The organism is Pseudomonas syringae group sp. J309-1, from assembly GCF_032582135.1.
Taxonomy (GTDB): Bacteria; Pseudomonadota; Gammaproteobacteria; order Pseudomonadales; family Pseudomonadaceae; genus Aquipseudomonas; species Aquipseudomonas quasicaspiana.
In genome coordinates, this window is the sequence record NZ_JAWHNU010000009.1 from 94,803 (window position 1) to 107,790 (window position 12,988).

Consider the following 12,988-nt stretch of genomic DNA (forward strand, 5'->3'; position numbering starts at 1 on the left):
GAAAGGTTCAGCATTTTCCCAGATCGTTGCAGCTCACGAAGTTCAGACTCCATCCGCCAGCGCTTGATGCAACGGTACGTAAAATTCTTCGCACAGCGCTTTCACTTCGTCTTGCGCCTGCGGGGTCACGTAGCCCGACTCAAGCATCAGCACCTGATAAACGCCACGGCGCATGGCGTCCGCACTCAGGTGAGTGCTGGTTTCCCGCGTAGTACAGAGGAAACGCACCCACGACGTCAGAACGATCCAGGTATTGAGCGTCAGCGACTCAATTTGCACCTTGTTCATCTGCAGGATGCCAGCCTCAACGAATCCGCCATAAATGGCCATGGCCTGAATCAGGCAATGCTGCGAAAAGCGTCGATAACGCGCGGCCAGTTCCACATCGCAATCCAGCAGATGCTCCAGATCGCGATGCAGAAAACGATAACGCCACATCCCGTCGAGAATTTCCAACAGGTAATAACGTTTGTCTTCAACGCTGGGCAAGCGACCTTTGGGCGGACGCAGAAAGGTGTTCACCAGAGTTTCGTATTCGGTGAAGAGCTCGGCGATGATCGCCTGCTTATTAGGGAAGTGGTAATACAGATTGCCCGGCGACATCTCCAGATGCGCCGCGATATGGTTGGTGCTGACACTGCGTTCGCCCAATTGATTGAACAGTTCCAGACTGTTCAGCACGATCCGTTCACGGGTTTTGATACGCGGGGTCAGGCTCACACTTGATCGCTCGGCTGTTATCGGTATCCAGCGATCTTAACGCAAGCATGAGGTCCGGGCATCAACCGTCCGGACATCACTTTCCTTCAAGGACGCTTGCCAATTTCCCCTTGCTGCGCAGTCCAGGGCTTAACCTGCTCGCCCCACGGCTCTGTCGGATAATCCGCTGTCAGATAAACATGCAACTCCATGGCAAAGTGCGGTGCCCAGCATCAACCCGGCCTGCTCGGCCATCGCCGCGACTTTCAGATAACGCGTAATACCACCACCTCTTGGCACATCCTTAATGACACCCTATAGGCGTACACCGCGCAAATAGTTGTAGGCTTATAGGCTTACATTTTTTATACAGATGCATGCCTATGAGCTAACATAAAAATACATATGTACGCCTGAAGGCTTACGATTTTTTCTAAAATCACAACCTGTAGGCCTACGGTTATTTCTGCAAAGCTGCCTGATGGCTGCCAAAAGGGGGATTCCATGGGTACTTCGTCACTGAACAAGCTGCGTCTGAATCAGGTAGAGCGTGCATTGGAACCATTCACTGCTTTAAAAGGCAAAACCGTACCACCCGGGGGTTGGCTGCGTTCAATCCGAGAGTCGCTCGGCCGCTCTTTAAGGAGTCAGGCTGCATATCTGGACCTGTCACCAACGACCCTCCAGAAATCCGAAAAGTCTGAAGCCGAGGACCGGATCACGCTCGGTCAGCTGCGAAAGCTGGCAAATGGACTGGATTGCGAGCTGGTCTATGCACTTGTGCCAAAAAAGCCACTGCACGAAATGGTCGAAGACCGTGCGCAATGGCTGGCACAGAAAGAAGTGATGGGGGTTTCACACACCATGGCCCTTGAAGATCAGCGTCCCTCTGACGCATTCGTCGAACGTAAGGTGAATGACCGGCGTCAGGAGTTGCTAGCGGGTGCATGGAGCCGACTGTGGCGTTAGAGACGAACCTGAAACCCGGGCAAACGCCCCTGGATGCTGACGAATCAGCCGGACTCAAGCCAAAACACATCAGCACTCAAGGCGAGCTTGACGAATGGGAAGCTGAAAACCTGCTCAGCGCCACTCGATGGCTCAACGGCCAGAAAAAGCTTGATGTGCTGAATGAAAAATTTTGCCGCAACCTGCACAAGAGAATGTTCGGCGACACCTGGATTTGGGCAGGCACGTTTCGGAAAACCGAAAAGAATATTGGTTGCGACCCCATTCAGATAGCGATCCAGCTAAATCAGCTTTTGGGGAACGTTACCTATTGGATCGAAAACGAGACCTTTGAGCCGGACGAGATAGCCGCTCGCTTCCATCGCGAACTCGTCTGGATACACCCCTTCCCTAACGGAAACGGCCGACACGCTCGCTACATGGCTGACGCCCTTCTGAGGCAGTGCGGCCATCCGGAGTTCTCTTGGGGAAGCAAAAACCTCGTCTCAGCCAGCGAAGTTCGAGGTCGATACATCCAGTCCCTGCGCGACGCGGATGCAGGGAATTACGCTTTGCTTATTGAGTTCGTCCGTAGCTGAATCACGGCTAACTCAAAGCATAGATCCTAGGAAAACGTAGCAGCCCAACACGGAATTTGACTTTCTAGAGCAACAACTCTAAAACCAGTGGATAACTCTAAACGGAATTGCCACATGCCTGCCGAACTCGCCTGGTTATCGGATCGCTCACAACCCACCAGCGAACTTGAGCGAGTGTTTGCCGAGCAGCGCAAAGCCTTTGCCGCCAATCCGATGCCTACCGCAGACCAGCGCCTGCAATGGCTTGCCAGTCTGCATGACCTGCTCTGCGCCGAGCAGCAGGCTTTGATCGAGGCAATCAGCAGTGACTTCAGCCATCGCAGTGCTGATGAGACGATGCTCGCCGAGTTGATGCCCAGCCTGTTCGGCATCAAGGACGCCCGTAAGCACCTGAAAAAATGGATGAAGCCTGCCAGACGAAAAGTGGGCATCGCTTTCCAGCCCGCATCAGCCAAGGTGGTGTATCAACCGCTGGGCGTCGTGGGGGTTATCGTGCCCTGGAATTACCCGCTGTTTCTGGCAATCGGGCCAATGATCGGGGCGTTGGCGGCGGGTAATCGGGTGATGCTCAAACTCAGTGAGTCAACACCGGCCACGGGTGAACTGCTCAAACGTCTTTTCGCGCAGGTGTTCCCGGAGGATCTGGTCGCCGTAGTGCTGGGCGAAGCGGACGTCGGCATCGCATTCTCAGGGTTGCCGTTCGACCACTTGTTGTTCACGGGCGCAACCAGCGTTGGCAAGCATGTCATGCGTGCTGCTGCGGAAAATCTCACGCCGGTTACGCTTGAGCTTGGTGGCAAGTCCCCGGCTATCGTGTCCCGTGATGTGCCGTTGAAGGACGCGGCCGAGCGCATCGCTTTCGGCAAGACGCTAAACGCCGGGCAAACCTGCGTCGCGCCTGATTACGTATTGGTGCCGGAGGATCGCGTGACAGGATTCATCGAAGCGTACAAAACCGCCGTCCTCAGGTTTTACCCCACGCTGGCTGACAACCCGGATTACACGGCGATCATCAATCAGCGTCAGTTGGCTCGGCTGAACCATTATCTGGATGACGCCGCAGACAAAGGCGCACAGATTATTTCGCTTTACGAAAGCGGCCAGGATCGACGCATGCCGTTCAGCCTGCTGCTTGATGTCAGCGAAGATATGCTGGTGATGCAGGACGAAATCTTCGGCCCACTCCTGCCCATCGTGCCGTACTCAAGGATCGACGAGGCATTCGCCTACGTAAATCAGCGCCCTCGCCCACTGGCCTTGTATTACTTCGGCTACGACAAAGCCGAACAACAACGCGTGCTGGAACAGACTCATTCCGGCGGTGTGTGCCTGAATGACACCCTGATGCATGTCGCCCAGGATGACTTGCCGTTTGGCGGCGTCGGCCCTTCAGGCATGGGCCATTACCACGGCCATGAAGGCTTCCTGACCTTCAGCAAGGCCAAAGGCGTGCTGATCAAACAGCGTTTCAACACTGCCAGGCTGATCTATCCGCCTTATGGGAAAGCGATGCTAAGGTGGGTCTATAAACTGTTTATCCGGTGATGGCTGGGCTCTGTCTTTAGTGCATACGAATCGACACCGCACTGCAGGAGCTCGCGTTGCTCGTGAGCTCCTACAGCGTCAGTGTTTGCTTCTCGACAGCGAGCTGTCAGGGGAATCGGGACAGCTCCTATCAAACAATATTCAACTATCTGATTTGGAATGCTTTTTATCTGTAGGAGCGCGCTTGCCCGCGATTCGGTCTGTCAGTCGATAAATATATCAGCTGCACTGACTCTATCGCGGGCAAGCGCGCTCCTACAGGGCTTACTTTTACTGCGCGGCAGCAGGTTTCATGGACACCGTGCAGGGATACGGCATACACAGCTCTAACACCCGACTTCAATGGCAATACGACCTTAGCCTTCAGCACTTCGACTTGGCCCACCGGGAATGCTGCGCTACCATCCGACTCCCCAAGGACTCCGACCAGGACGACGCGATGAACCGAGTGTTGTATCCAGGCACCTTCGACCCTATTACCAAGGGCCACGGCGATCTGGTCGAGCGCGCATCGCGCCTGTTCGATCATGTGATCATTGCGGTTGCCGCCAGCCCGAAGAAAAACCCGCTTTTCCCACTGGAACAGCGTGTGGAGCTGGCACAAGAGGTCACCAAGCATCTGCCGAATGTCGAGGTGGTAGGCTTTTCGACACTGCTGGCGCACTTTGCCAAAGAACAGAATGCCAATGTGTTCTTGCGTGGTCTGCGCGCCGTCTCCGACTTCGAATACGAGTTCCAGCTGGCCAATATGAACCGCCAATTGGCACCGGACGTCGAAAGTCTGTTTCTCACGCCATCCGAACGGTACTCGTTTATTTCCTCGACGCTGGTCCGTGAAATCGCAGCGCTGGGCGGGGATATCACCAAGTTTGTCCACCCGGCTGTCGCCGAGGCGCTGACTGAACGCTTCAAACGCTGAGTTTTACGGTAACGTCCGGGTGCAACGAAACGACTAATGCGGCACAATTCACCGCATTAGATTTCATATGCCCCGGCGTTGACCGTGGCAGGAGTGTTCCATGTCCCTGATCATCACTGACGATTGCATCAATTGCGACGTCTGCGAACCCGAGTGCCCGAACGAGGCGATTTCTCAAGGCGAGGAGATCTACGTGATCAATCCGAACCTGTGCACCGAATGCGTTGGCCATTACGACGAGCCACAATGTCAGCAAGTCTGCCCCGTGGATTGCATCCCGCTGGATGAAAACCGCGTCGAAAGCAAAGACGAGCTGATGAACAAATACCTGATCATCACCGGCAAGGCTTGACCCCTCGGCGCTGAATCGCCGACATCCAGCTATCTTGCCGGCCGACCAAAGCGAATCCGGCATGATCCTCAAGCACGTTCTATCCAGCGTTTTTTTGCTTTGCGCTTTGTCAGCGCAGACGACTGTCGCTGCTGAAACCGCATTTCCCCGCCCTGCAAAATCCGCCATCGCCAGCCCGCATCCAGAAGCCACTGCAGCGGGTCGGGAGATCATGGTGGCGGGCGGCAATGCCTTCGACGCTGCCGTGGCCATCAGCGCCGCGCTGGCCGTGGTTGAACCTTACGGTTCGGGACTGGGCGGCGGCGGGTTCTTCCTGTTGCGACAAAGCGGTGCGCAGACAGGCTATGTATTTCTGGATGCGCGAGAAAAAGCCCCGCTCAAGGCGACTTATGATCTCTATCGCCGCGATGGCAAGATACAACCTGGCCTATCACTGAACGGCCCGCTGGCCGCCGCCATTCCGGGCCTGCCCGCGGCATTGGTCGAACTGGGCGAGCGTTACGGCAAACTGCCCCTGAACATCTCCATGGCACCAGCTATTCGCCTGGCCTATCAGGGCTTCCCGGTCGACAGGATTTATCAGCAACGCGCTCAGGCTCGTCTATCCGCACTGCGCGACGACCCGGAAAGCGCCCGGCTGTTTCTGCGTAACGGCGAAGTTCCGGCGATGGGCGCGATCATCCAGCAGCCGGAGCTGGCCGCGACGCTGACCCGGCTGGCCAACAATGGCCGCGATGGTTTCTACGCTGGTCTGACGGCTCAGTCGTTGGTTCATGGCGTGAAAACGGCAGGCGGCATCTGGAGTTCAGAGGATCTGGATCAGTATCAGGTCGCGACCCGAGCGCCTCTGCGCTTTCGCCTAAATGACCAGCGAGAGCTGATCAGTGCCCCGCCCCCCTCCGCTGGCGGCGTAGCGTTGGCCCAAAGCCTGATGATGCTGCAGCAACTCCCATGGCAGCAGTCAGACAAAGTGCAGCGCGCCCACTATGTTCTGGAAGTACTGCGGCGCGCGTATCGCGACCGTGGCCTGCTGGGCGATCCGGACTTCGTCGCCAATCCTCTCGATCATCTGCTGGATCGCGAGTATTTGGTGCATCTGGCGGGCAGCATCAATCCTCAAGACGCGACGCCAAGCATTAGCCTTGAGCCTTCACCGCGCTGGCGTGAAGGTGAACACACCACCCATTTTGCCGTTCTGGACACAGACGGCAATGCAGTCGCGGCGACGCTATCAGTCAATTTGCCATTCGGCGCGGCGTTCACGGTGCCGGGTACAGGCGTTGTGCTGAACGACGAAATGGATGATTTCGCTGCCGACCCACAAGGCAGCAACGCCTATGGACTGGCAGGCAGTAAAGCCAATTCGATTGCGGCCGGGAAACGTCCACTGTCCAGCATGAGCCCGAGCTTTCTGGAAAGCCCTGATGAGTTCGCCGCATTCGGCACGCCGGGTGGCAGCCGTATTCCGAGCATGGTGCTGCTGTCGATGCTGGAGTATCTGAATGGCCAACCGGTTGCCAGTTGGCCTGCCGTACCGCGCTACCATCACCAGTATCTACCGGACGTGGTCGAGCACGAGCCGGGAGCGTTCAGTCAGGAAGAATTGAAAGCGCTGCAATCGCGCGGTTATCACTTCAAGGAAGTTTCGCGAGGCTATGGCAATCAACAAGTGTTGCTGTGGGACAAGACCGGGAAACGTATCGAAGCGGCCAGCGACCCGAGAGGCCTGGGCGTGTCAGAAACATTCGATCCGAAGGTCAGGCAAACCGCGCCCTGAGCAGGCAGGCCTTACTCCTGCCTGGCGTAACCATCACCTGTGCATCCAAGGCAGCGCACGAAAGCGGCTTTGCCAGGATCGACCACCAATGCTTTACCGGTTGCGCCGAGGTTCCCGCCAGCGGCAGCGAATGGCGAAGCAATGACAAACAGACCGGCGCCGACAATAGTGGCTGCGATCAGTAGCGGTCGGGCAATCAGCAAATCGCCGATCATGGCGTAAGCCGGTGGATTCTGGATGCTGTAAACCGGGTCTCCGCTGCCGTGATTCACCGGCTCGTTGGCCATTACAGGCATTGCCTGCAAGCCGAAAATCAAAGCCAGGCTGGCGGCGATCAGTCGAAACGGCTTCATGGCATGGTCCTTCATGTACAGCGGTTTGGGATGCCGTTAACTATAAACAGCGATGACGGTTAAGCAAGTGCGGCAAACACAACAATATGTTGAAGCGACTCCCTTGTGGGAGCCGGGCTTGCCCGCGATAAGTCTAGACACAACTCCCGGACAGACCGAGTCGCTAAAATCGCGGGCAAGCACCGCTCCCACAGGATTTGCATCTCATTTGAGCTTGCAGGCAAACATCGAATCGTCCACCTTCCGAGCGTTTACTCGCATCACTTCTGACACTTCGGGCAATACACACTCGCCCGCTGCCCCAGCTTGATCTCACGCAACGTAGTGCCACAGATTTTGCAGGGCTGCTCGCCACGGCCGTAGGCAAACAACTCTTGCTGGAAGTAACCAGGCTGCCCATCACCGCCAATGAAGTCACGCAATGTCGTACCGCCACGCTCGATGGCGGCGGCCAGGATGCGTTTGATCTCAATCGCCAATCTCAGATAGCGGGCACGAGAAATGGTTTTTGCCTCTCGGCGCGGATCAATACCGGCCGCAAATAACGCTTCGGTGGCATAGATATTCCCAACGCCCACCACTACCGCGTTGTCCATGATGAACGGCTTGACCGCAATGGACTTGCCCCGCGAACGCTCGAACAGGCGCTGACCATCGAACAAATCAGTCAGCGGCTCAGGGCCCAGGCGCACCAGCAGTTCATGATTAAGCGGGTCCAGGCTCCAGAGCATTGCGCCGAACCGACGTGGATCGGTATAACGCAGCGCCATGCCGGACTCCAGCTCGATATCCACATGCTCATGCTTGAGCGCGGGCATGCCGGCCTCCACCAGACGCAAGTTGCCTGACATGCCCAGGTGGCTGATCAAGGTTCCGACTTCGGCCTGAATCAGTAAATACTTGGCGCGTCGCTCGACCACCACGATCTTCTGCCCTGAGAGGCGCACATCCAGATCTTCCGGGATCGGCCAGCGCAGACGTCGGTCACGCACAATGACGCGGCTGACACGTTGACCTTCGAGGTGAGGCGCAATGCCCCGGCGGGTGGTTTCAACTTCGGGTAGTTCAGGCATGGATAACTCGGTGATGCGCGAAGCGATGCAACAGTGCGCAGGATCAGTGCGCGGACAGTTCGCGAATGCTTTCTTTAAGGTTTTCGAAATCGTAATCGGACAGACCAACGTAATCGAGGATCAGATGCCCGATGGCATCCCACTCGTGATCTTCGTCTTCGTTGCCGAGTACCTTGTGCGACGCGCAGATATGCTCGGCCATTTTCAACACTGCCAGCAGGTTCTTCAGCGGTGCATTACGGTTGGAGTCATCCTGAAAAATCGCCAGTGCGTTATGGTGATTAGCGATGGCGTTGGTGACATGTTCGGGCAAACGCCAGGACTTCGCAGTGAAATAGCCTACAACGGCGTGATTGGTATCAAACGTTTCGTTTTCAGTGTCCACGACCCGGCGCTCCCCACGTGCACTGGTATAAGCCTGCTCCAAGACCTCCATATAGTTGGGAAAGCGCTTAAGCATCAGGGGAATGCCGCAGTCATGGAAAAGACCCAGCGCGTAGGACTCGTCCACAGTTTGCGAGCCAATGCGCTTGGCCAGCGTCAGACTGGTCATCGCCACGTCCTGAGTCGAATCCCAGAAACGGTTCAGCGTCACGATGGTTTCATCGCTCATCTCGCCCTTGATCGACTGCGCATTGATCAGGTTGATCACAGAGCGAATCCCCAACAGATTGACCGCCTTCTGGATCGAGGCAATCTTGTTGGCAAGCCCGTAGTGAGCCGAGTTGACGATTTTCAGCAGAGCCCCTGACAAACCAGGATCTTGAGAAATCAGCTTCGCGATCACATCAAGATCGGGGTCGGGCATGTACTGCTCCATCTGCAAATCCACCATGATTTGCGGTTGCGGAGGCACACTGATGCCTTGCAAGACGTGCTGAATCTGCTCGGACGTAAGCTCTTGGGACATAGGTCAACACTCAAGGACAGATCTGGATTCTACTCCTTCATGCCCGTGGCTTTATAGCCATCAATGCCGACGGTAATCGCCTAAAAGGCGTCAATTATCCCGACACTGAAGCAACGGCCCTTGCAAGCCGCTAAAAAATATCGAGATGTGCAGGCATTTCAAGCTGCGAAGATTCTGTAGAAATCTGTTTCAAAAGCAGGACTCGGGCGGTTGGGATGATCGAGCCTGCGGCTGCACAACCGCTAGCCGGTTAATTCACATCATCGCGCCCCAGAGCGAGATGACGCGCTATAATCCCGCTCTTTTTTCCGGAGCGACGTCATGTCCCTGCCTAGCTTGCGCCTCAAAGCCAACGCCGACCGTCGCCTGCGCGCCGGTCACTTGTGGGTCTACAGCAACGAAATCGACGTAGCCGCGACCCCGCTGCACGGCTTTGCCGCAGGTGATCAAGCCGTGCTGGAAGCCGCAGGCGGCAAAGCGCTGGGCATCGTCGCCATGAGCCCCAACAACTTGATCTGCGCCCGCCTGCTGTCGCGGGACGTCAAGTTGCCGCTGGACAAATCGTTGCTGGTGCATCGCCTCAATGTGGCCTTGTCTCTGCGTGACCGCCTGTTCGACAAGCCGTTCTATCGCCTGGTCTATGGCGACTCGGACCTGCTGCCGGGCTTGGTCGTTGATCGTTTCGGCGACATTCTGGTGGTCCAGTTGGCGTCAGCCACCATGGAAAAACACAAGGAAGACGTGCTTGCCGCCCTGGTTCAAGTGCTCAAGCCAAGCGGCATCCTGTTCAAGAACGACTCGGCTGCGCGGGATGCAGAAGGCCTGAACCGTTATGTGGAAACCGCATTTGGCCTGGTTCCGGAGTGGGTCGCGCTGGAAGAGAACGGCGTGAAATTCGAAGCGCCGGTCATGGAAGGTCAGAAAACCGGCTGGTTCTACGATCACCGCATGAACCGCGCACGCATAGCCCCGTACGTAAAAGGCAAACGTGTTCTGGACCTCTACAGCTACATCGGTGGCTGGGGCATTCAGGCCGCAGCGTTCGGCGCCACTGACGTAACCTGCGTCGATGCCTCTGCATTTGCACTGGACGGTGTGGAGCGCAACGCTGCACTGAACGGTTTTGCGGAGAAACTCACCTGCATCGAAGGTGATGTGTTCGCAGCCCTTAAAGAGCTGAAAGCCAGCGAAGAGCGCTTCGACGTCATCGTTGCCGACCCTCCGGCCTTCATCAAACGCAAGAAAGACCTGAAAAACGGTGAAGCCGGATACCGTCGCCTGAACGAGCAAGCCATGCGATTGCTCAGCAAGGACGGCATCCTGATCAGCGCGTCGTGCTCGATGCATTTGCCGGAAGATGACCTGCAAAACATCCTGCTGACCAGCGCCCGCCACCTGGATCGCAACATCCAGCTGCTCGAGCGCGGCGGCCAGGGCCCGGATCACCCGGTACACCCGGCGATCGCCGAAACGCGCTACATCAAGAGCATCACGTGCCGGTTGTTGCCGAATAGCTAAGCTGTAACGACTCCCTTTGAATCAAGGGGAGTCGTATTTCTCCAGCCGGATTTTCAGGTCACGAGTAGCAGATCTGAAACCGAAGCTCACTATCATGAGACCAAAAATTGCTACCGCGAATCCTAGAAGAATCACGGCCTCTTGATCGATTATCCCCGCTATAACCATCCCGAAAAACACCATGTTGCAGATACCCATAATTATCATCGTCGGGATATAGCTCATTCCAGGATTGCCCTTATCTCCTAGAGCATCAAGCTGCTCTTGAGGGGAGATCAACATGCATCGACAATGTGGACAGGCCAAAGGCTGCCTTATAAACAATGTTTTTTGCTGCTCCTTGCTTGGTAAAAACGTTTTGTCGCAATCACTGCAATCCGCCTTCATGCCTACGACACAAACAAAATTGTCGCCCACTTCATCCTCCCGACCAAACCGGGCCTCCCTAGTGGAAAGCGCTGCGGTGCGTCGGCATCCTATAGAGATGACTGGATGTAAAAAATCCGTCAGCAGCACTTTCAGAAACCTCCTACAAACAAAACTGTACGTTAGATACCACGATCATCTGCCGAGCTATTCGCTGTCATCCTAGCCAAGACTTTCTACCGCAAGTCAGAATTCCGTCACTGTCACACCCCGGCAATGAACCCGAACGGTTTTTGACGGTCAGTGTGTGGGGATAAAAAAGGATGGCGTTGCTGGCGTTGAGCCCCAAAAGGCTCATGTATTCCCCTTTTCGCCCATGCCGATCATCCATCGCAGTTGCAGCGCTTTTGCCCTGCAGATCACTGCCCCATCTTTACCGGCCCGACCATCGGCGCCTTTATCTTTCCTTTTATCGAAGATAACCATGTCTATGTCTCGTCATCTTTCAGCATTCATTTCTCGTCTTCCTCGTGTTTTCAACTACTGCACTCTAGGCGCTGGCTTGCTGATCGCTGCTTGCACTACAGCCCATGCGGCAGAACCCAAAGCCAACGACCGCTGGGTCAGTGACAGCCTCAATACGTATGTGCGCAGCGGACCAACCGACGGCTATCGGATTGTCGGTACCCTTAAGTCCGGCCAGAAGGTTGAGCTGATCAGCACTCAAGGCGAGTACAGCCAGGTGCGCGAGGGTGGTAACTCGGTATGGATTCCGACTGCCGACCTGCAAAGCCAGCCCGGCCAGGCCGAACGTCTGCCGGAGCTGACTCAACAGGTGGCTGATCTGAGTGGCCAGCTCAAGACCATCGATGACGGCTGGAAGGTGCGCGTGCAAGGCATGCAGGAAACCCTGGATACCCGTAAAAAGCTGATCGATGAGCTCGAAGCCCGCAGTAAAGACCTCAACGAGCAACTCACCGCGGCCCAGTCAGAACTGCGGACCACACAGGCCAAACTCGGCGATGAGAACAACCTCGTCCTGATGCGCTATATGGTCTACGGTGGCAGCATCGCAGGGGCAGGCCTCCTCGTCGGCCTGATCATCCCGGCCATGACACGCGGGCGTAAGAAGAATGATGGCTGGGTTTAAACCTGCGTAACGACAACTGACGCAATCGCGGGCAAGCGCGCTCCTACAGGGAAACGCATTATCAAAACTGATTTTGCGTTGCGGCACATGACGTCATCGCGAGCAAGCTCACTCCTACAGGGGAACGCATTCCAACTGTAGGAGTGAGCTTGCTCGCGATGACGTACTTAAAGCCAGACAGCATCCCAAAGCGGATAATCCCCAACGCGCTTTACCAACCTTGCTCTTAACGGGTTCGCGATGATGTAGCGGGCGGCCTTCAGCAAATCCTCGTCGTAGCGCAGGGCACGGTGGTGGAATCCTCGTTGCCAAAGCTGTTCGCTACATCCCCTCATACGATTGACCGCAATCGCACTACGGGATTTTGTGCCCTGCATCAACGCTTGCAAAGTTCCAGACTGAAGCTCGACAAGCCAATGAAAATGATCCGGCATCACCACCCACGCAAGTGAATGGATCAAACCCTGCTCCTGAGCACTTCGAAACTCTTTTACAACACAGCGTCCAAGCCTCCAATCCGCAAAAACAGGCTGTCGGCCCTTAGCTACAGAGGTGAGTAAATAGATCCGACCAGGCTCCGAGTACCTACCGGTGCGGGCTCGTTCACTACGGTGAAAATCTGACAATCCATTGCCCTCCGCTGAAAGCTTAAAACGCTAGCCTTCCGACGTTGATATTGCCGCAAAGCGAGTGCTGCCGAATGTATCGGATCCAGCGTTCATCCATAAATCCCACCCCGCACATCCCTTCTGCGCCCTACAGGTGTAGAATCGGCGCTA

At 56.0% G+C, this 12,988-nt stretch carries 15 protein-coding genes and 1 pseudogene; 8 read left to right on the forward strand and 8 right to left on the reverse strand.

Annotated features, from left to right (window positions below):
- Nucleotides 1–42: 42 nt before the first annotated feature.
- Nucleotides 43–714, reverse strand: coding sequence for a TetR/AcrR family transcriptional regulator (locus RX972_RS07725; RefSeq protein WP_122806142.1), 672 nt, complete (start codon nt 712–714; stop codon nt 43–45).
- Between the two features lie 92 nt (nt 715–806).
- A pseudogene (locus RX972_RS07730) lies at nt 807–1,011 on the reverse strand (enolase C-terminal domain-like protein); the annotation flags it as partial.
- 192 nt (nt 1,012–1,203) lie between these two features.
- Between RX972_RS07730 and RX972_RS07735 the strand changes: the two are divergent.
- The 6 genes from RX972_RS07735 to ggt all read left to right on the forward strand — a co-directional run bounded on the left by RX972_RS07735 (nt 1,204) and on the right by ggt (nt 6,839).
- On the forward strand, nt 1,204–1,668 hold the full coding sequence (locus RX972_RS07735; protein WP_316873792.1) for a mobile mystery protein A: 465 nt from the start codon (nt 1,204–1,206) through the stop codon (nt 1,666–1,668).
- Nucleotides 1,659–2,246 (forward strand): mobile mystery protein B, encoded by a 588-nt coding sequence (locus RX972_RS07740; RefSeq protein ID WP_316873793.1) that lies wholly within the window; start codon nt 1,659–1,661, stop codon nt 2,244–2,246. The genes RX972_RS07735 and RX972_RS07740 overlap by 10 nt, the downstream gene beginning before the upstream one ends.
- Nucleotides 2,247–2,360: 114 nt before the next feature.
- Nucleotides 2,361–3,791 (forward strand): coniferyl aldehyde dehydrogenase, encoded by a 1,431-nt coding sequence (locus RX972_RS07745; RefSeq protein ID WP_316873795.1) that lies wholly within the window; start codon nt 2,361–2,363, stop codon nt 3,789–3,791.
- 439 nt (nt 3,792–4,230) lie between these two features.
- Entirely contained in the window at nt 4,231–4,710 is a 480-nt protein-coding gene (gene coaD / locus RX972_RS07750) for a pantetheine-phosphate adenylyltransferase (protein WP_027899686.1), read from the forward strand.
- A gap of 100 nt (nt 4,711–4,810) precedes the next feature.
- Nucleotides 4,811–5,062 carry a YfhL family 4Fe-4S dicluster ferredoxin gene (locus RX972_RS07755; protein WP_027899685.1) on the forward strand — a complete coding sequence of 84 codons (252 nt, stop codon included), beginning with the start codon at nt 4,811–4,813 and terminating at the stop codon, nt 5,060–5,062.
- 61 nt (nt 5,063–5,123) lie between these two features.
- Nucleotides 5,124–6,839 (forward strand): gamma-glutamyltransferase, encoded by a 1,716-nt coding sequence (gene ggt / locus RX972_RS07760; RefSeq protein WP_316873798.1) that lies wholly within the window; start codon nt 5,124–5,126, stop codon nt 6,837–6,839.
- 11 nt (nt 6,840–6,850) lie between these two features.
- Here the strand turns inward: ggt and RX972_RS07765 are convergent, their stop codons facing one another.
- The 3 genes from RX972_RS07765 to RX972_RS07775 form a co-directional block, all read right to left on the reverse strand.
- Nucleotides 6,851–7,192 (reverse strand): hypothetical protein, encoded by a 342-nt coding sequence (locus tag RX972_RS07765; protein WP_027899683.1) that lies wholly within the window; start codon nt 7,190–7,192, stop codon nt 6,851–6,853.
- A gap of 260 nt (nt 7,193–7,452) precedes the next feature.
- The gene (gene mutM / locus RX972_RS07770; RefSeq protein WP_027899682.1) at nt 7,453–8,265 is read right to left on the reverse strand and encodes a bifunctional DNA-formamidopyrimidine glycosylase/DNA-(apurinic or apyrimidinic site) lyase; all 813 of its coding nucleotides are present in this window, start codon (nt 8,263–8,265) and stop codon (nt 7,453–7,455) included.
- 43 nt (nt 8,266–8,308) lie between these two features.
- A complete protein-coding gene (locus tag RX972_RS07775; protein ID WP_231676129.1) occupies nt 8,309–9,121 on the reverse strand; it encodes an HDOD domain-containing protein in 813 nt (270 codons plus the stop codon).
- Between the two features lie 375 nt (nt 9,122–9,496).
- Between RX972_RS07775 and RX972_RS07780 the strand changes: the two genes are divergently transcribed.
- Entirely contained in the window at nt 9,497–10,693 is a 1,197-nt protein-coding gene (locus tag RX972_RS07780) for a class I SAM-dependent rRNA methyltransferase (protein WP_027899680.1), read from the forward strand.
- 21 nt (nt 10,694–10,714) lie between these two features.
- Here the strand turns inward: RX972_RS07780 and RX972_RS07785 are convergent, their stop codons facing one another.
- Both RX972_RS07785 and RX972_RS07790 read right to left on the reverse strand, forming a co-directional pair.
- Nucleotides 10,715–11,209, reverse strand: a complete 495-nt coding sequence (locus tag RX972_RS07785; protein WP_231676007.1) for a hypothetical protein — start codon at nt 11,207–11,209, stop codon at nt 10,715–10,717.
- A gap of 204 nt (nt 11,210–11,413) precedes the next feature.
- Nucleotides 11,414–11,545 carry a hypothetical protein gene (locus RX972_RS07790; RefSeq protein ID WP_255879654.1) on the reverse strand — a complete coding sequence of 44 codons (132 nt, stop codon included), beginning with the start codon at nt 11,543–11,545 and terminating at the stop codon, nt 11,414–11,416.
- Between the two features lie 4 nt (nt 11,546–11,549).
- Here RX972_RS07790 and RX972_RS07795 point away from each other — a divergent pair, with 4 nt between their 5' ends.
- Nucleotides 11,550–12,209, forward strand: coding sequence for a TIGR04211 family SH3 domain-containing protein (locus RX972_RS07795; protein ID WP_316873879.1), 660 nt, complete (start codon nt 11,550–11,552; stop codon nt 12,207–12,209).
- Nucleotides 12,210–12,376: 167 nt separating this feature from the next.
- Here the strand turns inward: RX972_RS07795 and RX972_RS07800 are convergent, their stop codons facing one another.
- Nucleotides 12,377–12,835, reverse strand: coding sequence for an REP-associated tyrosine transposase (locus RX972_RS07800; RefSeq protein ID WP_316873803.1), 459 nt, complete (start codon nt 12,833–12,835; stop codon nt 12,377–12,379).
- Nucleotides 12,836–12,988 lie beyond the last annotated feature (153 nt).

What these genes read in the sequence shown, in the direction of transcription:
- RX972_RS07735 (WP_316873792.1), top strand. Translation starts at nt 1,204, where the DNA reads ATGGGTACTTCGTCACTGAACAAGCTGCGTCTGAATCAGGTAGAGCGT.
- RX972_RS07745 (WP_316873795.1), top strand. Translation starts at nt 2,361, where the DNA reads ATGCCTGCCGAACTCGCCTGGTTATCGGATCGCTCACAACCCACCAGC.
- coaD (WP_027899686.1), top strand. Translation starts at nt 4,231, where the DNA reads ATGAACCGAGTGTTGTATCCAGGCACCTTCGACCCTATTACCAAGGGC.
- RX972_RS07755 (WP_027899685.1), top strand. Translation starts at nt 4,811, where the DNA reads ATGTCCCTGATCATCACTGACGATTGCATCAATTGCGACGTCTGCGAA.
- ggt (WP_316873798.1), top strand. Translation starts at nt 5,124, where the DNA reads ATGATCCTCAAGCACGTTCTATCCAGCGTTTTTTTGCTTTGCGCTTTG.
- RX972_RS07765 (WP_027899683.1), bottom strand. Translation starts at nt 7,192, where the DNA reads ATGAAGCCGTTTCGACTGATCGCCGCCAGCCTGGCTTTGATTTTCGGC.
- mutM (WP_027899682.1), bottom strand. Translation starts at nt 8,265, where the DNA reads ATGCCTGAACTACCCGAAGTTGAAACCACCCGCCGGGGCATTGCGCCT.
- RX972_RS07780 (WP_027899680.1), top strand. Translation starts at nt 9,497, where the DNA reads ATGTCCCTGCCTAGCTTGCGCCTCAAAGCCAACGCCGACCGTCGCCTG.
- RX972_RS07790 (WP_255879654.1), bottom strand. Translation starts at nt 11,545, where the DNA reads ATGGTTATCTTCGATAAAAGGAAAGATAAAGGCGCCGATGGTCGGGCC.
- RX972_RS07795 (WP_316873879.1), top strand. Translation starts at nt 11,550, where the DNA reads ATGTCTCGTCATCTTTCAGCATTCATTTCTCGTCTTCCTCGTGTTTTC.